Here is a 20,669-nt window from a genome sequence, read left to right as displayed (position 1 = left end):
ACTCAGGCCGGCTGTGGCTTAATATGGGCCAGCGGGCTTATTGGTCGCCTACGTGACGATGACCCAGCTGGTCAGCTGCCCTTCAGCCAGCGCCACGCAGCCGGTAAACAGCGTGCCGACGGGAAAGCGTGGCGATAAGGCCCGGTTCAGCCGCAGCGTGACGCCGGTTAGTCCTGCCCGGCAAGCGATGATTTCCGCTTCGTTGAAATGCATAAACTGGCGGAAAAGCGGGAACAGCGCCTTATACAGACTCTCCTTGAGGGAAAAAGCGGCGGTGAGCGCGGTCGCGAAGGGCACGCCGCTGCTCTGTAAAATGCCGTACTCGCGCTCGTTAATAATCATCTCACGCATCTCTTCCGCCGCTTCGGGCCGCATAATCTCTTCACAATCCACGCCGGGCTGCTTTCCCGTCGCCTTATCGGCCAGCAGCAGACTAATGCAGGCGCGGGTATGCGAAAGTGAACCCATTATTCCTTCTGGCCAGACCGGCGCGCGGTCGGCATCGTTAGTCAGCAGAAAATCGTTAAAACCAAACTGACGCAGCGCCGCACGCACGCACAGGCGGCTGGCAAGGTATTCCGCCTGGCGTTTCGCCACGGCTTTATGCAGGTGAGCAGGGAAGGGCAGGCGGTAGTCGGTGAACAGTTGGTCGCTGTAATAAGCCAGATCGTAGCGAGCCTGTACCAGCAGAACATCAGAATGTTCTGCCAGACGTGAACTAACGGACGCGGTTAAAAACCGATCTTTGGGCAAGGTGGCGCCCGACAAAAGCGCCGGTTCGCTTTGTGCCGGTCTGTTGAGCCAATCAGAACGCATTTTTTCTGCCTGTTAATCAAAAAAGAGAATTTAAGCAGGTTAGCGTACCGGGAGTAAAGCGCGGCGCAGGTTACTTATTGGGAGGAATGTGCAGCCCTTTCAATGAAACAACAAAGTGCTTATTGCCGCGGGAAATCTTCGCGCCGCGATCGCACCAGTGGCTGGCGAACCGAAAAAAATCATCGCTGTCAATGTCATAGGCCAGTTCGACCTTGCTGATACCGGACTGCAGCATCTCTTCAGCGTCCCTGTAATTTCTTGCCTTAATGATTGCCATTGGGTTACCTGTTACTGCCTCAAAAGTGTAGGTTCAGCCTATGTCAGGAAGATGACAGTTTTGTTGCAGCGTCTGGCTTTAAGATTAAGGCTAATGCCAACCGGGCCGGGGAGAAGTGTGCTTTATGGCGGAGGCGCTTCCTCAGCGGCTTTCTGGTTAAGGCATTTAAAATAAATTAGCTACTTTCTAACGATTTATAATCGGTCTCAGGATCGCCACAGCGCGTTGAAAACGCTGGCCTGAACTCTGAACTTTGCTCCCCTGAAGGGGGTAAGAAGCTGTACAAGCCTGTATCAGCGCTAACCCACAATACTGCTTGCTCTGGCTGGTATCTCAGTAACCATTAGTTGAGAATTTCTGATAATAATTAATCAGCGGGATATTAAAGCGGCGAAAATGGTTATTTTCGCTATCTGAACGAGCAGAAAGGCGGACAAAAAGGGTGGGTTGTAAACGTTTACAGTCAGGTGGCGCTTTTTCAGAACTTTCCGGTAAGAGGCGACGACTTGCGTTTAGTTTTGCTGTTATTTGTAAGTTATTTAAAATTAAGGTGATTTTATCGCAACCCTGTTTCTTCCACGTGCGGTTGCTCTGCCATCTCCTTTTCTAAGACTCCTCTCATGTGTTAAGTGTTGTTTATGAGTGCTATGGTGCCGCTTTTGTTGTTTTAGGTTATCAGAGGTCACCATGGAAACGCGAATAAAACACCTGGATGGAATGCGAGGACTGGCAATACTGCTGGTGATCGGCTTTCATGCCTGGGCCAGATGGCCTGAATATCTGGGATACGTTTCGTTTACTAAGGATTTTCCTTTATTCGCCTGGGGCTATCTGGGCGTACCGCTGTTCTTTATGATTTCCGGGTTCGTTATTTTTATGACCCTGGATAAATCAAAAAGCTTTATAAACTTTATGTTTAAGCGCTGGCTGCGGCTCTTCCCGGCCATGCTGATAGTGACGCTACTGATCTTCGCTACGGCCAGCTTATTTAGCGAAAGACCGCTCGGCGTGCCGCATCCGGCCAATGCCATTCCGGGCCTGACTTTTATCAGCCCGGAGATACTCCAGTATTTGACCGGTATGTCCGTCAAACCGCTGGAAGGATCGTTCTGGTCGCTTTACGTTGAAGCCGCGTTTTATATCTTTATCGGTGCCGTCTACTTTACGTTGGGCAGAAAATACTGCCTGCCTTCGCTGCTGGTGCCGATGTTTCTGGTAGCGGGCGCCTCCGCCTTTAAAATGATTGGTCATCCGGCCATTGCGGATTTTATCTCCAAGTTCGGCTTTATCCACTACTCGTGGTTTATGATCGGTTGCCTGGTGTATGAACGGCTGCATCAGCGCGACGCCAAATTCCATTACGCCCTGGTGCTGGTGGCGGTACTGATCAACTTCAGTTATTACATCAAAAACAATGGCTATATCGTTATTTTACCGCTGCTGCTAATGCTGGCGCTTTTTATCGTCAGCTTTTATAGCCGGCTCGTAGAACGCATGCTGTCAGGCAGGTTCCTGACGCTCACCGGCTTTATCAGCTACACCATCTATCTGCTGCATGAAAACATGCTGATCGCTACCTTAAGGAAGCTGGAGCGTCATATCAGCAGCGATTACGTGATGGGCTTTATGCCGATAGCGGTAGTAGCCGCGCTTTATCTGGTTGCCTGGCTGATCACTAAATATATTGAACCGGCCGTCAGAGATACGCTGAGGAACCTTATTCTGTTCAGGGAGAAAAAGAAGGTGCTGCCTAACGGCTAAGCGCGAACGGCAGGGTGGTTGCTGGCAGTGCGCCGCAGCAGCCGTAAAAAAGGGCGCAGATTACTGCGCCCTGAGTTTATTTCACTTCGGTGATCACGCTGCCTTCATGGGGGGACGGCTGCTCTTTCGTCTTGCGGAAGATCGCCACCGCCAGTCCCAGCGCCGCGACGGCAGGTATAGCGCCGATATAGCCCACTGAGGACATGGAAAGATCCAGGCTAACCTTATTGCCCAACAGCGCGCCTGCGCCGATACCAATATTAAATATGCCGGAGAACATCGCCATAGCGACATCGGTGGCGTCCGGTGCCAGCGTCAGCACTTTCATTTGCATTCCCATGCCGATCATCATAAAGGCCATGCCCCAGAACAGCCCCAGCGCAATCAGGCCGGCCTTGCTGGCCGCAACCGCCGCCAGCAGCAGCAGGCAAAGCGACAGCAGTGCGATAGAGCCGGTCAGCAGCGGCGACAGGCGTTTTTCGCCGCTCTTGCCAAAAATAATGCTGCCGGTAATGCCCGCAATACCAAAAATCAGCAGCAGAAGCGTGGCAAAGCTTTGGTCAAAGCCGGCTACTTTCTCGACAAAAGGTTCAATGTAGGTAAACGCGGTAAAGTGCGCGGTCACCACGGCGACGGCCAGCACGTAAAGGCCCACCAGCGCAGGGCGGCGCAGCAGATCCGGCAGGCTTTTCAGCGAGCCGGTATGCTCCGACGGCACGCGCGGCATAATTTTTAAAATCAGACCCAGCAGCACTAAAGCCCCGACGCCAATGGCCAGGAAGGTGCTGCGCCAGCCGAAGGCCTGACCGATAATTCTGCCCAGCGGCAGGCCCAGCACGGAAGCCAGCGCGGTAGCGGTCGCAATCAGGCTCAGCGCCTGCGCTCTTTTACCCGGCGGGGCCAGCCTGACCGCCAGTGATGCGGTGATAGACCAGAACAGCGCATGGGCCAGCGCTACGCCCGCGCGGCTCAGCAGCAGCACGTCGAAGCTCCAGGCGAAAAAGGCCAGCACATGGCTAAAGGTAAACAGGCCAAAGATCGCAATCAACAGCACGCGCCGATCGGTATTGCTGGTCATCAGCATCAGCGGCAGCGACATCAGCGCCACAATCCACGCATAGATAGTCAGCATAATGCCCGCCTGCGCCGACTCCATGCCGAAGCTGTGGCCGATATCGGAGAGCAGGCCGACAGGCATATATTCCGTGGTATTAAAGATAAACGCAGCAACAGCCAAAGCCAGAACGCGTGACCAGGCAACTTTGCGTGAAACGGTAACGGTGTTCATATCAGTCATAGGCTTCTGCTCCGCAAAACTCAAAACGCGTCATTCTAGAGCCGACCGCATAAAATTCAATCCGAAAGTGATCGTCATCACACTTTTTACATAGTTTGAAGGTTTAGAGAAGGCTATATTTTGCGGCGACGTCGCTGGTGAGCAGCCAGTCATCTGGCAGTGAACGGGCACAAGCGCGCGGCAAGACGTCTGTTTTCAGCAGCGGGAAAACAGCGTCAACGCGCTTATCTTCAGCAGCAGGAAAACAGACGATATAAAGAGGGGCTATCGGATCATCCTGAGAACAGGCTTGATTACGCTGCCGCTTTCGGCTGCCTTTACCGCTTTGTTGATATCAGTAAAGTCATACAGTTTGATTAGCTTTTCAAAAGGAAATTTTCCGTCATGCCACAGCTCAATAAGCTGCGGAATAAACTCGGCCGGTACGCTTTCTCCTTCGACGATGCCGCGTATCGTCCGGCCAAACAGCAACGTGCTCATATCCAGAGTAACTTCGGTACCCAGCGGTGCGGCGCCAAGTAATCCACATACGCCGGGCGTGCTTAATGCCTCAACTGCCTGCCTGAAAACGGCCGGGCGCCCGGTACATTCAAGCGAATAGTCTACGCCATGGCTGAGGATAGCGTTAATCGCCGTGACAGGATCCTGCTCCAAACTGTTGATGGTATGGCTCACCCCCAGCGTTTTGGCAAAAGCGAGGCGCTCGGCATTGATATCAATCATTATGACCGTCGCAACGTCCAGCGCTATAGCGGCAAGCGCGGCTGAAAGACCAACCGCACCGGCTCCGAAAATAGCGACAGAGGAGCCAGGCTCAGGTTGCAGGACGTTGATTATTGCGCCTGCTCCCGTCTGGATGCCACAGCCAAGCGGCCCCATCAGCTCCAGCGGCACATCCTTGCGGATTTTGATGACGTTGGTTTCAGGCACCAGCGCGAAGTTACTGAAAGCGCTTTGCGCAAAAAAAGAGCCGCCGACAGGCTCGCCATCATGAGTATGATGGCAGTGGCTGCCGTCCATTCGGCTGCCTTTAAAATTTTGCTCATAAAACGTCAGGCAATAAAAAGGTTTTTTTGCCAGGCAATTGCGGCAGACGCCACAGGCGCCAAAGCTCATCACTACATGGTCGCCGGGCTGGACGTGCGTAACGGCATTGCCCACCTTTTCAATAATTCCTGCGCCCTCATGACCCAGCACCATCGGCAGCGGCACCGGATACTCCTGATCGCGGATAACCAGATCCGAGTGACAAACACCACAAGCTACTACGTTGACCAAAACCTCATGCGGGCGTAGATCATCAAGGATGAGTTCCTCAATAAGAAAATCCCCGCCTTTTTCACGAACTACGGCTGCGTTTATCAGCGTCATTTTCAGCTCCCGGCTGCGTTTAAAACAGTACTCTATTCACGGCAGCCCAAAGGCCCGGCAGATTGCCTGGTCAGGCCTTTGCGGCAGCCGTCAGCAATGTGTAAACCAGTCAGGCAGCGCGCTGACCTGCTGCCAGGATCCGATCGAATACGTCTGCCGCAGCGCTGGCGCCGCCTGCCTGATAAATTTCTTGCTGTAGAGCGGCCAGGTTTTTCTGACAGGCCGGATCGGCGCTTATCTGCTGCGAGGCCGCAAGCAGGCTGGCGGCTGAAAGAGTCTCGCGAGGTAAATATTTTCCTAAGCCAAGCGCCTCAACGCGCCGGGCATTAAGGCGCTGTTCAGCCTGCTGAGGCACGGCTATCACCGGCACGCCGAAATAAACGGCCTCCATCAGGCTGTTCATCCCGGCATGGGTGATAAACAGGCTTGCCGCCTGTAGCACCTCAAGCTGAGCTATCTGACGGTGAATTTCAATATTGGCAGGCAGAGCTCCCAGCTGCGCGGGATCCACATAGCGGCCAATAGCCATAACGACATGCCACTCGCTATTGGCGAAGGCCTGAATGCAGGCGCGGAAAAAAGCGGTCTGATGGGTATAAACGGAGCCCAGCGAAATGGCGACAATCGGCCGTCCTGCTGAGTCGGGTTTCCAGCCAGGCTGCGTGGTTACCGGCCTGATCTCTGGCCCGACAAAGGTTACGCCAGGGGGAATAGTGTCGGGTTTTTCCTGAAAAGAGCGCGGAATAAAGGCAATGGCAGTATCGCGGGCGGCCAGGATGGCACGAAGATCCACGCTCAGGTTATTGTCATGCAGCATTTTTTCCAGAATCGGTATGCAGGGCCACTCTTCGCCCGACAGGCCCAGCCACTCCTCAGACTGCCCCTGATAGCTGACGTGGGTAGGATTAAGGCTGATGGCCGGAACTTGCCAAAGATGGGCGAATATCTTGCCCAGCCAGCTAAGCGGGCCGTAGGCGATAATGTCGGGCCGGTCGTTCTCAAAGGCCGCCAGCAAAGGGCGGCAGGTCGCCTGTGCTTCCTGCGCCAGCTCGCGGACAACGTAGCCCATATCCTCTGGTCGTGGCTGTTCTTTGGTAAAAGTGGGTTCAAACAAAACCGGCGTGGCGCCGCAGGAAGCGACAAGAGAGGAAAACTCTGGCGAGGTGGTATAGCTGACCCTGTAGCCCCGCGCGACCAGTGCTTTGACCAGCCCCAGGGTCGGGTTGACGTGTCCCTGTTCAGCACAGTTAAAAATGGCCACGTGCCGTTGGATATTCTTGCCGCTTATCTTCACCGTCATAGTCAGTTTTCCTGAAATAATGAGAGTTAAAACCGCTTTAGTTTTCCCTGTGCCTGGCCACTGGTGTAACCGCCCGTATAGCTGGCCGCTGCTATCAGTCACGGTGGCTCAGGGATCCTCAAAGATATCATTCAGTTAATGAAATTAATATGTCAGGATTTTCTTATAACAAAGAGAGCCGCCGGGTCTGGCTTAACGTACGATGATGTGGAGCTAAGGCGGCTGCACGGGGAGTGCAGGAAGAAAAATCAAACGCAGCAGAGCCGTGCGGGATTAATTTCATCATCGCTATAGGTATTTTGCCGTCTTAGGGCAGTGATACGTGGAGGCAACAAGACCATTCTTTATCGGGAAGAGTCTGAAGAGTGCTGCTCTGTTTAAAAAAGTATATGGATAGCGGTGGAATCATTGACGCTGAACTTTAACGATTTTACCGTTTTTTTCCATCCGATATGTTCCGTTGTAAAGGGTAAATATTACGGAACCTTCTCTGCCATCTTCTACGGAAAAAAACGGCATTTTTATCAATGCAATTATTCTCTTTTTTCATGTCTGTGAAGCACAGCCTGTCATATTTACCCTCTTTTTTGTAGCCATCAACAAATAACCAGAAGGTAATGTAAAAAGAACCATCTGAGTCGGAGTTGGGGAGCTTATATTTATTTTTTAGCATTTCCTTATTTTCTAACCACCATGCTATTTTTCCTTTATCAGTAACAGGAAAGTTTTTCACCAGTACATCACTAAAATGACTACTCCTTTGATGGACGGCGATAATTTTAACCGGCCGTATAGATATCCATAGTAAATAACTAAGTAAGGTGAAACCTGCCAGCACCACTATGACCATAAATTTCCTATTTCTGTTATTCATCTCGTCCACCAGCGATCTTTACTGTAGCCTCCATATTTGTCATGAAGGGCTTAAAACCAAACTTGTTGCACCTTTGGAGGACAAACCAGATATGGAATAAGCGAAAAGAGCTAAATTTAGCGTTTAAAATATCACTGCCATCAAGGCCAAAATGATCCTGGGATCTGTAATGCACTACAGCCTGGAAACCACTATCATTAATCTGGAGAGATTTAAGAGTAAGCGGCATATTGATAGATACTAAAAAAGAATATATTCCTGATACAAAAATAGAGATTGACGGCTATATAGAGGTAATCGCTGATGGCAAAACATGTCCGTGACGCTATAAAAATTATACTTTTCTGCGTATTATTTCTTTTGTCATTAAAATTTATCCACCCCCCTTATCCAATGTCTGAAAATCAATTGGATTTTTGGTTTAAAATTTCAGATTGTATCGGAGTGAAAGACCCGGAGAGTGTTTATTTCCCGGCAATTCTTCTGACAGACTTCGCCCTTGCAGGTATTTTTTATAAGATAATATTGGCATTCTGTAAAAAAAATTGTCACTCCCGGTAGCTTCTTTCAGGCCCGATTTCATCCGGGCCTGATGTTTATCCAGAAAACACCCTCAATATTGCATTATGTAAAAAAATAAAGATATAAAATGGCTCTCGATGAGACTGTGGTCATCTTCCAGGTAGTCGGGTTGTTCAGATCTGAACAGCATGGGCTTGCCGTTGAAGATCTGTCTCATATAGCCACCAAGCCGATCTTTTCTTCTTCAGTAGGCTATGGCTTAAAAAGAAGAGCTCTTGCTCCATTTGTATACGCTAAATCCTGCTACCTACAGACAACAAAAAACCCGCAAGCTCAAAGAGAATGCGGGTTCTTGCGGGGTTTCCATCAGTAACCGGTACTGACAGAATATGTATTTGGTCGGCACGAGAGGATTTGAACCTCCGACCCCCGACACCCCATGACGGTGCGCTACCAGGCTGCGCTACGTGCCGACGCGTGAGCTAATAGTACGCAAATTCGCTACGATTGCAAGCGGCTAACACGTTGACTGCTATGAAAATAGCCAAAGTTGCCGTCTGGTTTACGCAGAGCAGGGAGCGGGCAATAATTTTAAAACCCGCGCCTCAGTTAGCGATAAAGCGTTTCTCTTCCGTCAGCACCTGCAACAGCAGCGTCAGCTGCGGCTTGTGATCTTTCAACCGCTGGCCCTGAGCATCCCAGGCGGTATAGCTGCCGTTGCTGTTCAGCTCCAGCGTCAGGTTTGGTGTGGTTACCACCAGCTGGCCGTCATGCATACTGGTTACCCAGTTATGGCTGCGGCGCACGGCAAACAGATCTTCGCCCTGCGAATAATCAGAAGCCGGCGTGCGCACGTGCAGCAGCCGCTGCATCAGCGTAGTCATAATATCCTGATGGCTGGTCAGCTTATCAATCTGCTGCGATGGCGTATTCGGCCAGTGGATCACCAGCGGCACCTGTAGGTTTGCACGGTTACCCATATCGTCATCGTCGTTCAGCGCCACGCCATGCTGTGCCGTGATCACCACCACCGTATTATCCAGCAGGCCTTTCTCCTGTAACGTGGCGAGCACGTTCTGGATTTGCACATCCACTTCTGCCGCACTGCGCGCGTAGCGCCGTGCCGCTTCTTTCGCCACGCCAGCATTTTTGCCGCCGGACAAAGAAAGATAGGAGAACCAGGGCGCGCCTTTCGTTTTCTGCGTTTCCAGCCAGCGTTGCCACTGTGCAACGGTCTGTGCATCGGACTGGATTTCTGAAGTGGGCAGCGAATAGTCTGCCAGCAGCGCCTGACGATAGAGCGGCGAAGCAAAGCCGTCGCTGGCAAACAGGCCAAACTGGTAACCCTGTTTCGCCAGCGCATCCGTCAGCGCCGAAGGCACGCGCGAAGAGAGCACGCCGTCCATATAGCCTGCCGAAATACCGTAAAAGAGGCCGAACAGGCCGCTGTCGGCCTGGCTGCCGGCGCTAAAATGCTGCGTAAAACGCACGTTATCCTGAGCGAACCGGGCCAGATGCGGCAGCTGTTTCGGCATCGTGGCCTCGTTCAGCCCGTCCACGGTGACGATCAGCAGATTGCTGCGGGTGCCGCCATCGCGGAAAGTAATATCGTTCAGCGGATAGGCGACCGAAAGCGCCTCCGGATTACCCTGCTGCACCAGCCGGCGCTGATACTCCTGCGCATCCAGCAGGCCGTGGCGCTCCAGAAAGCGGCGGGCCGTCATCGGATAAGAGAGCGGCAGGTTGGAACGCTGCATGGTGACAGGGCGATAGAAGTTCGCATCGGCCCAGATATACATTAAATGGCTGGCGAAGAACGTGACGATAAACAGCACGGCCAGCGGCTTGCCAAAGCTGCGGCGGTTCAGGCTGCGCAGCTTTTGCCAGCTCCAGGTGGCGAACAGCATCTCGACCAGGAAAATAGCCGGTACGCTGATAAACATCAGCTGCCAGTCACGCGCCATTTCGCTTTGATCGGGATTGACCACCAGCTCCCAGACGACCGGGTTAAGGTGCAGGTGGAAGCGGGCGAACACCGCGCTGTCGATAAGCAGCAGTGTCAGCCCGGTGGTGGCGATGATGGCGGAAAGAAAGCGCAGCAGTCTTTGCGACATCACCACAAACGTCAGGGGAAAAACAATCAGCAGGTAGGCGGCGAAAACAATAAAGCTAAAATGGCCTGTCCAGCTGGTAAACGCATAGATACGCCCGACCAGCGAGGCAGGCCAGTCGGCAACAATCAGATAGCGACTACCCAGGATAAGGGCAAAGATAATGTTAAACAGGGCGAACCAATGCCCCCAGCCAATCATCTGGGAGACTTTATCACGGTAGCGCGGCTGACTTGTTACCATAGCGGGATCACATCAGTGTGCTTTATCTTCACGTACCGAAGCCTGAAGCGCCTCGGCAAATGAACGCGCAAGCGCGCGGCGCTGCTCCGGAGCAACGCTGGTGTTCAGCAGGTTAGTCACCATATTGCCCAGCACCATCAAAGAGAGATCGGTGGGCGCCTTGTCTTTTTCAAGCACGTTGACCATTTCGGCGAGGAGTTTTTCCACGCGGTCGTCGCTGTAACGGGATGATTGTGGCATAGCGTCAAATTTATCGATTATTAAAAGGCGGCATCTTACCGTAAAAGCGCGATTCTTTCTGCAATTTTATCATCTGGAAAAGGTTAATGTTGTTGCCTGTTGATCCCGACCACGCTCGGTGATTGAATACGCGCTTAAGTTTAAAGGAGAGTTTACATGAGTCTGGATATCGAGCAGATTGCCCTTCATCAGATGATTAAGCGTGACGAGCAGACGCTGGAGCTGGTGCTGCGGGAGTCGCTGCTGCCGGCCAATGGCCCGGTTACGGCGATGATGGAGGAGCTGCATCGCGTCTACAGCGCCAAAAGCAAGGCTTACGGCCTGTTTAATGAAGAGAGCGAGCTGGCCGACGCGCTGCGCAACTGCCGGAAGGGCCAGGATGATTTTCTGGCCTTCAGCCGCGCGGCGACCGGACGTTTACGCGACGAACTCGCTAAGTATCCCTTTGCGGACGGCGGCGTGGTGCTGTTTGCCCACTATCGCTATCTGGCGGTGGAGTATCTGCTGGTTGCGGTGCTGAATAGCCAGAACAGCATGCGCGTTAACGAAGAACTGGATATCAGCACCACCCACTATCTGGATATTAACCATGCGGATATCGTGGCGCGTATCGATCTGACCGAATGGGAAACCAATCCGGAATCAACTCGCTACCTGACCTTTCTGCGTGGCAGAGTAGGGCGCAAGGTCGCCGACTTCTTTATGGATTTCCTTGGTGCCAGCGTGGGCCTGGACACCAAAGCGCAGAACCGTGGTCTGCTTCAGGCGGTGGACGACTACTGTGCGGAGGCGGCGCTGGATAAAAATGAGCGTCAGAACTATCGTCAGCAGGTTTACAGTTACTGCAACGAACAGCTGCAGTCGGGCGAAGAGATCGAGCTGGAAGGCCTGTCGAAAGAGCTGGCACCGCTGGGCGAAAAAACCTTTCAGGATTTTACCCAGGAGCAGGGTTACGAGCTGGAAGAGAGCTTCCCGGCGGATCGCAGCACGCTGCGCCAGCTGACAAAATTCGCTGGCAGCGGCGGCGGGCTGACCATTAACTTTGACGCCATGCTGCTGGGCGAGCGCATTTTCTGGGATCCGGCTACCGATACGCTGACCATCAAAGGCACGCCGCCTAATCTGCGTGACCAGCTACAGCGTCGCAGCGGCGGCAAATAAGCGCAGCGGCAGGGATGCCCGCTGCTGACCAACGCCCATAAAAAAACGCCGCATTAAGCGGCGTTTTCTTCACAAAGAGATCGGTCGGCAATTAAGCGCGAACGAAGTCGATGTGGTGCAGTTTTGGCTTGAACGGGTGACGCTGTACAGCCTGCACTTTTACTTTAGTTTCTTTGCCGTCAACAACCAGAGTCAGCACGTCGGTGTAGAACTCAGGCTTAACCTGCATGTTCATCACGTAGTCGTGATCCAGTTCGATAGCAACAGCTGCTTCGTTACCGCCATAGATAATGGCCGGGAATTTGTTAGCTGTACGCAGGCGGCGGCTCGCACCCTTACCCTGCTCTTTACGTTCTTCTGCATTGATAGTGAACATTGTTCAGTCTCTTTCTAAGTAATTATCCTGCTACAGGCGACCCAGCAACAGGTTGGATTGTTCAGCTTTCGCCAGCGGCAAAAGCGGGGCGTATTGTAGCAGGCAAGGCCGGCGCGGGCAACGCATTAAACACCGCGTGCCTTAACGGATTTCATTAGCGCGTCGAAAACGGCCCTGATAATCGAACACTTTTTCACGGATCTGCCAGAAATTGCGCTGTTTGCGGGCGACGACAAAATCGGGATGGCGCAGCAGCGGCTGCATCGCCACGATATCCGCCGCGTTTTCCCAGCCGAGCGGCACCCCGGGCGCGCGCTGATGCGGCCGCATAAACAGCTGCTCGAAGGCTTTGCGCTGGGCGGGCGTGCTCAGGCGGAAGCGCTCGCTCACTTCGGTTGCTTCCTCATCGAAATAGCGCGCCTTTAGCCACTCGCCTTTCTCATCACGACCGTTTTCCAGCACCATCGCGGCACAGCGCAGCACCAGCGCATCCTTCAGCTTTAGCGCCGCCTTCAGCATATCGTCGGGATCGACCAGCACCGCGTCACACTGATGACAGCGTCGGGCGGCGATATCGTTCTCGGCGTTGCAGTGCGGGCAGCTTTTAAAGCGAAAGCGGAAGTCGCACTGCTCGCGCTCGCCGTCGTCGTCTTCCATTACGCCCTGGCAGCGGCGGCCAAAGTGCTCAATGAGGGTGCCGTCGGCGGTGGTTTTGCCCCAGAACGTATTGGCAAAGCCGCAGGCCGGGCAGAAAACCTGCACCGGTTTATTGTCGCTTTTGCCCTTGGGCGCGCCCACTTCCGGCGTAAAGATATCGTGCGGATTACCCGCGTAGTCCAGGATCAGGCAGTCGGTTTTGCCAGGGCACAGCCGCAGCCCGCGTCCGACAATCTGCTGATACAGGCTGACCGATTCCGTAGGGCGAAGAATGGCGATAAGATCGACGTGCGGCGCGTCAAAGCCGGTGGTCAAGACCGCCACGTTAACCATGTAGCGCAGCTCGCGCGCTTTAAAGGCGGTAATAAGCGCATCGCGCTCGGCGGCGGGCGTGGTGGCGCTGATCAGCGCCTTGCTGTCGGGCAGCAGACCCAGTACCTCTTTGGCATGCTCGACCGTGGCGGCAAAAATCATCACGCCCTGACGATCCTGCGCAAACTCAACGATCTGCTGAATGATATGCGGCGTAATACGCTGCTGCTGCTTCAGCTCAAGGTTGAGATCGGCCTCGCTGAACAGGCCGTTTTCTTTGGCCGTCAGGCGGCTGAAATCGTACTGCACCACCGGCATATCCAGCCTTTCCGGCGGCACCAGAAAGCCATGTTTAATCATATAGCGCAGCGGCAGCTCATAGATGCAGTCGCGGAACAGCGCGCGCTCGTCGCCGCGCACCATGCCATGATAGTGAAACTGATAGATCCAGCCTTTGCCCAGGCGATAAGGCGTGGCGGTCAGGCCCAGCAGACGCAGCTGCGGATTGCGCTGGCGCAGATGGTTGAGGATCTGCTGGTACTGGCTGTCTTCGGCGTCGCCGATGCGGTGACACTCATCCACAATCAGCAGCGAAAACTCGCTGTCGAACTGCGCAAGGTTGCGGGCCACCGACTGTACGCTGCCGAATACTACCTTGCTGCGGCTCTCTTTCTTTTGCAGACCGGCGGCAAAGATATCGGCCTGCAGGCCGTAAGCCTGATATTTGCTGTGGTTCTGCGCCACCAGCTCTTTGACGTGCGCCAGTACCAGCACGCGTCCGCGCGCCAGCCGCGCCAGTTCGGCGATCACCAGGCTTTTGCCCGCGCCGGTCGGCAGGACAATCACGGCGGGCTGGTGAGAGCGACGGAAGTAGCTGAGCGTGGCGTCAACGGCTTCCTGTTGATAGGGGCGCAGGGTAAAGGACATGATGAAATCCGCGAGCAAAGCCGCATTATGCCACGAAAGTCCGCTCCGTGCGCGCGCGCCTCTGTGCCTGAGCCGCAACTCCCGATATACTTCTGCTGTTACTCTCTTCTGACGTTCCCTACAGGAACGGTGAATTCATTCATTGAAACAGGCAGTGCAGATTTAATGCGACTTGATAAATTTTTATCTCAGCAGCTGGAAGTCAGCCGGGCGATTGCCGCCCGTGAGCTACGCGCGCGTAAGGTGACGGTTGATGGGGAAGTGGTGCGCGAAGGGGCTTTTAAGCTCAGCCCGGAAAGCGAAGTGGAATATGACGGCAATCCGTTACGGCTGCAGATCGGCCCGCGCTATTTTATGCTGAACAAGCCGCAGGGCTACGTCTGCTCCACCGACGATCCGGATCATCCAACGGTGCTCTATTTTCTGGAAGAGCCAACCGCGTATAAACTGCACGCGGCAGGGCGGCTCGATATCGACACGACCGGTCTGGTGCTGATGACCGATGATGGCCAGTGGTCGCACCGCATCACCTCGCCGCGCCATCACTGTGAGAAAACCTACCTGGTGACGCTGGAAAATGCGCTGGCCGACGACACGGCGGAGCAGTTTGCCACAGGCGTGCAGCTGCATAACGAAAAAGATCTCACTAAACCGGCCAGCCTGGAAGTCATCAGTGAAAATCAGGTACGGCTGACCATCAGTGAAGGGCGCTATCACCAGGTAAAACGGATGTTCGCTGCGGTGGGTAACCACGTGGTGGCGCTGCATCGTGAGCGTATTGGCGATATCGTGCTGGATGAGGCACTGGAGCCGGGCGAGTATCGCGCCCTGACGGTGGAAGAGATCGCCAGCGTGAGGCTGCCCGCAGAATTAAAATAAGGAAACAGGGATGCGTAAGGAAAAGAACTCGTCGGCGGGACTGGTGGTTATTCTTGGCCTGCTGGCTATGCTAATGCCGTTGTCGATCGACATGTATTTGCCTGCGCTTCCGCAAATCGCCCGCGAATTTGGCGTGTCGGCCGGCAGCGTGCAGATGACGCTGAACCTCTATATTCTGGGCTTCGCGCTGGGGCAGTTAATCTATGGCCCGCTGGCCGACAGCTTTGGCCGCAAGCCGGTGATAGCCGTGGGCACGCTGATCTTCGCCGTCGCGGCGGCTGCCTGCGCGCTGGCGCAAACCATCGATCAGCTGATCTTTATGCGTTTGCTGCACGGCCTGTCGGCAGCGGCGGGCAGCGTGGTAATCAGCGCCCTGATGCGCGACAGCTACTCGAAAGAGGAGTTTTCGCGCATGATGTCTTTTGTCATGCTGGTCACCACCATCGCGCCGCTGCTGGCGCCTATCCTGGGCGGCTGGATGCTGCTGCTGTGGAACTGGCACGCCATCTTCTGGGCTATTTCGCTGGCCGCCGTGGTCACGACGCTGCTGGTGGTCACGCAGATCAAAGAAACGCTGCCGCACGATAAGCGGCAAAAATTCAATATGCGCACCACGCTGCGCAACTTTCTGTCGCTGTTTCGCCATAAGCGCGTATTCAGCTATATGCTGGCCAGCGGCTTCTCCTTTGCCGGGATGTTCTCTTTCCTTAACGCCGGCCCCTTCGTGTATATCGAGCTGAATCATATTTCGCCGCAGGATTTTGGCTACTACTTTGCGCTGAACGTGGTTTTCCTGTTTCTGATGACGCTGCTGAACAGCCGCTGCGTGCGCCGTTTCGGCCCGCTGGCGATGTTCCGTCTGGGGCTGCTGATCCAGTTTACGATGGGTATCTGGCTGGTAGTGGTCAGCGCGCTGAACCTCGGCTTCCTGCCGCTGGTGTTTGGCGTGGCAATGTTTATCGGCTGCGTGGCGATGGTCTCTTCTAACGCCATGGCGGTGATTTTGGAGGAGTTCCCGCATATGGCGGGCACCGCTTCCTCGCTGGCGGGCACGCTGCGCTTTGGCGTGGGCGCGCTGGTCGGCGCGCTGCTCTCAACGATGACCTTTACCAGCGCCTGGCCGATGGTTGGCTCCATTTTTATCTGCGCCACGTTTTCCGTGCTGCTGTTTATTTACGCCACGCGCCCGCGTAAAAGCCGTCAGCGCGGCTTGCAATAACATTGACGCCCGCCTCCGCATAACAGCCTGACCTGCTTAATCCTCGCCAAAACGGGAAGCCTCGCTTCCCGGCTTTTCTATTGATACAGGCTATAATGTTGCCTTATTGTAAAAATAACCGGGCTTAAATTACTTTTGTGCAACAAAATTGATTGTTATTACGGCGCCGACGCGGTAAAAATGAGAACAAAATCACGAACCGACGGTACTAAGCCCCCGCAGATGGGGTATGTCCACGATCGGAAACAGGCAGAAATGATGATGGCTACGGGCTGGGGAGTAGGGGTGAACAGATTACAACATTCGGTAGTGCATCGCCTGCCGCAAAGCTATCGCTGGGGAGCCGGAAAACGGCTGGAGCCGCGTGCGCTCAGTGGTACAGAGGCGGAGGATGACCTGGTAGGCCTGAGCCTGCTCAGTCATCAGGGCGTACAGGCCTGGGATATCATGCAGATGCTGAAAGAGGCGCTGGCGGAAATTCAGCTCGACTGCACCGTGGTCGAGTGGGAAGGCGAGCCGTGCCTGTTCGTGGCGCGTAATGATGAATGTGCTACCACCTGCCGCCTGAAAAACTTTGGCGTCGGCATTGCCGAAGCCTTTAAAGATATGCCTGCCTGAGCCAGGCCTCAGGCAAGCGCAATCAATTCCTGCGTATAGTGCGCTTTCGGCGCAGTAAAAATAGTTTCGCAATCGCCTTGCTCCACGACTTCTCCCTGGCGCAGCACCACCACCTGGTGGCACAGCGATCTGACTACGCGCAGGTCGTGGCTGATAAAAATATAGGCCAGCTGACGATCCCGCTGGAGCTTTTTCAGCAGCGCCAGGATCTGTTTTTGTACGGAACGATCCAGTGAAGAGGTTGGTTCATCCAGCACGATCAGCTGCGGCTGAAGGATCAGCGCGCGTGCGATGGCGATGCGCTGTCGCTGTCCGCCGGAAAACTCCGATGGATAACGATGACGGGTTTCCGCATCCAGTCCCACCTCCTGCATTGCCTGGATCACCAGCGCCTCGCGCTGTTCCGCGCTCAGTTCAGGCTGGTGCACCTGCAAACCTTCCGCAATGATCTGCTGCACGTTCAGCCGGGGATTGAGCGCAGAATTCGGATCCTGAAAAACCACCTGCATTTCCCGGCGTACCGGCAGCATTTGCCTGCGATCCCATTGGTGCAGCGGTCTGTCACCCAGCCAGATTTCGCCTTTGGCCTCGATTAGCCGCAGCAGCGCCAGGCCGGTGGTGCTTTTACCCGAGCCGGATTCCCCTACCAGCCCCAGGCTTTCACCCGGACGCAGCTCAAAACTCAGCGACTTCAGCGCCTGATGCGCACCCACTACGCGGCGCATCAGGCCCTTTTTCAGGGAAAAAGCGACGCTGAGGTTGCTGACCTTCAGCAGCGGTGGCGCCGCGTTGTCGACAGGATCGGGGCTGCCTTCCGGCTCCGCATCCAGCAGCGTGCGGGTGTAGGGATGTTCGGGCGCGCTGAACAGCTGGCGACTGGTGTTGCGCTCCACGCCCTGGCCGTCACGCATTACCAGAACGTTGTCGGCCAGCTGCCGCACAATGTTCAGGTTATGGGTGATAAAAAGCAGGCCCATATTCATCTCCTGCTTCAGCTCCTTCAGCAGGGCCAGGATCTGCGCCTGCACGGTGACGTCCAGCGCGGTGGTCGGCTCATCGGCAATCAGCAGCTGAGGCCGCGTCAGCAGCGCCATCGCAATCATTACCCGCTGCCGTTCGCCGCCGGAAAGCTGATGCGGAAAATCGCCCATTCGCTTCGCAGGCTGCCGGATGCCCACGCGATCCAGACAGCTAAGGATCTCGGCCTTCGCCGCCGCCGCGCGCATGCCACGGTGCAGCGATAACACCTCATACAGCTGTTTTTCAATAGCGTGCAGCGGATTCAGTGACACCATCGGCTCCTGAAAAATCATCGCCATACGGTTGCCGCGCAGGCCGCGCAGCGTACGCTCGTCTGCCTTCAGCACGTCCTGACCGGCGAACAGAATTTCTCCCTGCGGATAGACCACCGGCGGCGTTGGCAGCAGGCGCATCATCGACAGGGCGGTCACGCTTTTGCCCGAGCCGGATTCGCCCACCAGCGCCAGCGTTTCCCCCGCTGCGACGCTCAGCGACAAATTATCGACAACCTGACGCTCAACGCCGGCCTGGCGAAAAGCAATGCTTAAGTTTTTGACGGTCAGCAACGACATCAGTGCACCTTACTGGGATCGAAGGCGTCACGAACCGCCTCACCGATAAAGATCAGCAGCGACAGCAGGATCGCCAGCGAGAAAAAGGCCGCCATGCCGAGCCAGGGCGCCTGAAGGTTATTTTTGCCCTGCAGCAGCAGCTCGCCCAGCGAGGGCGACCCCATCGGCAGTCCGAAGCCAAGGAAATCCAGCGAGGTCAGCGTGGTTACAGAGCCGCAAAGAATAAAGGGCAGATAGGTTAGCGTCGCCACCATCGCATTCGGCAGCATATGGCGCAGCATAATAGTCCGGTCGCCAACGCCCAGCGCCTGCGCGGCGCGAATATAGTCAAAGTTACGCGCGCGTAAGAATTCAGCGCGCACCACGCCGACCAGCTGCATCCAGCCAAACAGCACGTTAATGGCCAGCAGCCACCAGAAGCCGGGCTGCAACACGCTCGACAGCAAAATAATCAGAAACAGCGTAGGCATTCCCGACCAGACTTCGATAAAGCGCTGACCCCACAAATCTATCCGCCCGCCGTAATAACCCTGACAGGCGCCGACGATGACGCCGACTACGCTGGACATCAGCGTCAGCATCAGGCCAAACAGCAGCGAAATACGCGCGCCGTAGAGGATCCTTGCCAGCACGTCGCCGCCGTTGGCGTCGGTGCCCAGCCAGTTTTGCAGCGAGGGTGGCGAAGGGAAGGGGACGCTGGAGGCGAAATTGATGGTGCCGTCGCCAAATTTGATCGGCGCCCAGATGGCCCAGCCTTCCTTATCCAGGCGGGATTTCAGCCACGGATCCTGGTAGTCGGCTTTGGTCGCCAGCTGGCCGCCAAAATCGGTTTCGCTGTAGTCTACCAGCAGCGGAAAATAGAAGCGATGATCGTAGCGCACCAGCAGCGGCTTATCGTTAGCCAGCAGCTCGGAGCCAAGGCAGAGCACAAACAGAACGGCAAAAATCCACAGCGACCAGTAGCCACGACGGTTATGTCGAAAACGCTGCCAGCGGGCGTGATTAACGGGGCTTAATCGGCTCATCAGCGACCTTCAAAATCAATGCGCGGATCGACCAGCGTATAGGTGATATCGCTGAGGATATTCAGCAGCAGGCCGATCAGGGTGAAAATATAAAGCGTGCCGAACATAACCGGATAGTCACGCTGAATGGTGGCGTCGTAGCCCAGCAGGCCCAGCCCGTTCAGAGAGAACATCACCTCAATCAGCAGCGATCCGGTAAAAAACATGCTGATAAAGGTGGCCGGAAAACCGGCGATCACCAGCAGCATGGCGTTGCGGAAAACGTGACGGTAGAGAATTTTGCTCTCGTCCAGCCCTTTGGCCCGCGCCGTGACCACGTACTGCTTGCGGATTTCGTCGAGAAACGCATTTTTGGTCAGCATAGTCAGCGTGGCGAAGCCGCCGATCACCGTCGCCAGCACCGGCAGCGTAATATGCCAGAGATAGTCCGTGATCTTGCCGTACCAGGGCAGCGAGTCAAACTGCGCCGACACCAGCCCGCGCAGCGGAAACCAGTCCAGATAGCTGCCGCCTGCAAACAATACGATCAGCAGCGTGGCGAACAGGAACGAGGGAATGGCGTAGCCGACAATAATCAGCGAGCTGCTCCAGATATCGAAGGCGCTGCCGTTATGCACGGCTTTGCGGATGCCGAGCGGAATGGAAACCAGATAGATAATCAGCGTGCTCCACAGCCCCAGCGAGACGGAAACCGGCAGGCTCTCTTTAATCAGCTGCACCACCGAGCTGCTGCGAAACAGGCTGTCGCCAAAGTCGAAGCGCACATAGTTCCACAGCATCTCCAGGTAGCGCTGATACATCGGCTTGTCGAAACCGTAACGTTTGGTGATTTCCGCCACCACTTCCGGATCCAGCCCGCGCGATCCACGATACTGGCTGTCTCCGGGCTGGCCGTGTAGCGCACTGCGTCCCTGCGCTTGCGGCGTATTGCCGGCACCTGGCATCCCGGTAGTCTGGCCGAATTCGATATTGGCCAGCGCCTGATCGACCGGGCCGCCCGGCGCAATCTGCACGATAAAAAAGTTAATCGTAATAATCGCCCACAGCGTGGGAATGATTAATAGAAGTCTGCGTAGCAAATAGGCGCCCAA

General features: G+C 55.1%; 17 protein-coding genes, 1 tRNA gene and 2 pseudogenes. 5 read left to right on the top strand and 15 right to left on the bottom strand.

Annotation, left to right across the window (positions count from 1 at the left end):
* Window positions 1-48: 48 nt before the first annotated feature.
* Both EGK14_RS06215 and EGK14_RS06210 read right to left on the bottom strand, forming a co-directional pair.
* A complete protein-coding gene (locus EGK14_RS06215) occupies window positions 49-816 on the bottom strand; it encodes a 4'-phosphopantetheinyl transferase (protein ID WP_125288216.1) in 768 nt (255 codons plus the stop codon).
* Window positions 817-886: 70 nt separating this feature from the next.
* A complete protein-coding gene (locus tag EGK14_RS06210) occupies window positions 887-1,093 on the bottom strand; it encodes a hypothetical protein (protein ID WP_125288215.1) in 207 nt (68 codons plus the stop codon).
* Window positions 1,094-1,780: 687 nt separating this feature from the next.
* On the opposite strand from EGK14_RS06210, the gene EGK14_RS06205 reads away from it, so the two are divergent.
* Complete coding sequence (locus tag EGK14_RS06205) at window positions 1,781-2,854, top strand: acyltransferase (RefSeq protein WP_125288214.1); 1,074 nt, start codon at window positions 1,781-1,783, stop codon at window positions 2,852-2,854.
* A 76-nt stretch (window positions 2,855-2,930) separates the two neighbouring features.
* On the opposite strand, the gene EGK14_RS06200 is transcribed toward EGK14_RS06205, so the two are convergent.
* The 8 genes and pseudogenes from EGK14_RS06200 to EGK14_RS06165 all read right to left on the bottom strand — a co-directional run bounded on the left by EGK14_RS06200 (window position 2,931) and on the right by EGK14_RS06165 (window position 10,812).
* Window positions 2,931-4,142: a sugar transporter gene (locus tag EGK14_RS06200; RefSeq protein ID WP_125288327.1), complete on the bottom strand. Its 1,212-nt coding sequence runs from the start codon at window positions 4,140-4,142 to the stop codon at window positions 2,931-2,933.
* A 273-nt stretch (window positions 4,143-4,415) separates the two neighbouring features.
* Window positions 4,416-5,522, bottom strand: coding sequence for an NAD(P)-dependent alcohol dehydrogenase (locus EGK14_RS06195; RefSeq protein ID WP_125288213.1), 1,107 nt, complete (start codon window positions 5,520-5,522; stop codon window positions 4,416-4,418).
* A 109-nt stretch (window positions 5,523-5,631) separates the two neighbouring features.
* Complete coding sequence (locus EGK14_RS06190; protein WP_125288212.1) at window positions 5,632-6,822, bottom strand: macrolide family glycosyltransferase; 1,191 nt, start codon at window positions 6,820-6,822, stop codon at window positions 5,632-5,634.
* Between the two features lie 405 nt (window positions 6,823-7,227).
* Window positions 7,228-7,696: pseudogene (locus tag EGK14_RS06185) on the bottom strand (DUF943 family protein).
* Window positions 7,689-7,919: pseudogene (locus EGK14_RS06180) on the bottom strand (DUF3289 family protein); the annotation flags it as partial. The pseudogenes EGK14_RS06185 and EGK14_RS06180, both read right to left, overlap by 8 nt.
* A gap of 695 nt (window positions 7,920-8,614) precedes the next feature.
* Window positions 8,615-8,691 (bottom strand) — tRNA-Pro (locus EGK14_RS06175).
* A 132-nt stretch (window positions 8,692-8,823) separates the two neighbouring features.
* Entirely contained in the window at window positions 8,824-10,572 is a 1,749-nt protein-coding gene (gene yejM / locus EGK14_RS06170; protein WP_125288210.1) for an LPS biosynthesis-modulating metalloenzyme YejM, read from the bottom strand.
* 12 nt (window positions 10,573-10,584) lie between these two features.
* A complete protein-coding gene (locus EGK14_RS06165) occupies window positions 10,585-10,812 on the bottom strand; it encodes a YejL family protein (protein WP_125288209.1) in 228 nt (75 codons plus the stop codon).
* Window positions 10,813-10,968: 156 nt separating this feature from the next.
* Between EGK14_RS06165 and yejK the strand changes: the two genes are divergently transcribed.
* The gene (yejK, locus tag EGK14_RS06160) at window positions 10,969-11,973 is read left to right on the top strand and encodes a nucleoid-associated protein YejK (protein WP_125288208.1); all 1,005 of its coding nucleotides are present in this window, start codon (window positions 10,969-10,971) and stop codon (window positions 11,971-11,973) included.
* 91 nt (window positions 11,974-12,064) lie between these two features.
* Here the strand turns inward: yejK and rplY are convergent, their stop codons facing one another.
* Together rplY and EGK14_RS06150 are read right to left on the bottom strand one after the other, a co-directional pair.
* Window positions 12,065-12,349 (bottom strand): 50S ribosomal protein L25, encoded by a 285-nt coding sequence (gene rplY, locus EGK14_RS06155; protein WP_125288207.1) that lies wholly within the window; start codon window positions 12,347-12,349, stop codon window positions 12,065-12,067.
* Window positions 12,350-12,490: 141 nt separating this feature from the next.
* Window positions 12,491-14,245, bottom strand: a complete 1,755-nt coding sequence (locus tag EGK14_RS06150; RefSeq protein ID WP_125288206.1) for a DEAD/DEAH box helicase — start codon at window positions 14,243-14,245, stop codon at window positions 12,491-12,493.
* 165 nt (window positions 14,246-14,410) lie between these two features.
* Between EGK14_RS06150 and rsuA the strand changes: the two genes are divergently transcribed.
* The 3 genes from rsuA (at window position 14,411) to EGK14_RS06135 (ending at window position 16,961) form a co-directional block, all read left to right on the top strand.
* The gene (rsuA, locus tag EGK14_RS06145; RefSeq protein WP_125288205.1) at window positions 14,411-15,124 is read left to right on the top strand and encodes a 16S rRNA pseudouridine(516) synthase RsuA; all 714 of its coding nucleotides are present in this window, start codon (window positions 14,411-14,413) and stop codon (window positions 15,122-15,124) included.
* Between the two features lie 10 nt (window positions 15,125-15,134).
* The gene (locus tag EGK14_RS06140) at window positions 15,135-16,343 is read left to right on the top strand and encodes a Bcr/CflA family multidrug efflux MFS transporter (protein WP_125288204.1); all 1,209 of its coding nucleotides are present in this window, start codon (window positions 15,135-15,137) and stop codon (window positions 16,341-16,343) included.
* Between the two features lie 285 nt (window positions 16,344-16,628).
* The gene (locus tag EGK14_RS06135; RefSeq protein WP_125288203.1) at window positions 16,629-16,961 is read left to right on the top strand and encodes a YejG family protein; all 333 of its coding nucleotides are present in this window, start codon (window positions 16,629-16,631) and stop codon (window positions 16,959-16,961) included.
* Window positions 16,962-16,969: 8 nt separating this feature from the next.
* Here the strand turns inward: EGK14_RS06135 and yejF are convergent, their stop codons facing one another.
* From yejF to EGK14_RS06120, 3 genes are read right to left on the bottom strand one after another with little or no spacing between them, the layout of a single operon-like run.
* On the bottom strand, window positions 16,970-18,553 hold the full coding sequence (gene yejF / locus EGK14_RS06130; RefSeq protein WP_125288202.1) for a microcin C ABC transporter ATP-binding protein YejF: 1,584 nt from the start codon (window positions 18,551-18,553) through the stop codon (window positions 16,970-16,972).
* Entirely contained in the window at window positions 18,553-19,578 is a 1,026-nt protein-coding gene (locus EGK14_RS06125; RefSeq protein WP_125288201.1) for a microcin C ABC transporter permease, read from the bottom strand. Before EGK14_RS06125 ends, yejF begins: the two co-directional genes overlap by 1 nt.
* Window positions 19,578-20,669, bottom strand: a complete 1,092-nt coding sequence (locus tag EGK14_RS06120; protein WP_125288200.1) for a microcin C ABC transporter permease YejB — start codon at window positions 20,667-20,669, stop codon at window positions 19,578-19,580. Before EGK14_RS06120 ends, EGK14_RS06125 begins: the two co-directional genes overlap by 1 nt.

The organism is Erwinia sp. 198, assembly GCF_003937915.1.
Lineage (GTDB): Bacteria > Pseudomonadota > Gammaproteobacteria > Enterobacterales > Enterobacteriaceae > Erwinia > Erwinia aeris.
This window is presented reverse-complemented; position numbering and strand designations above follow the sequence as displayed.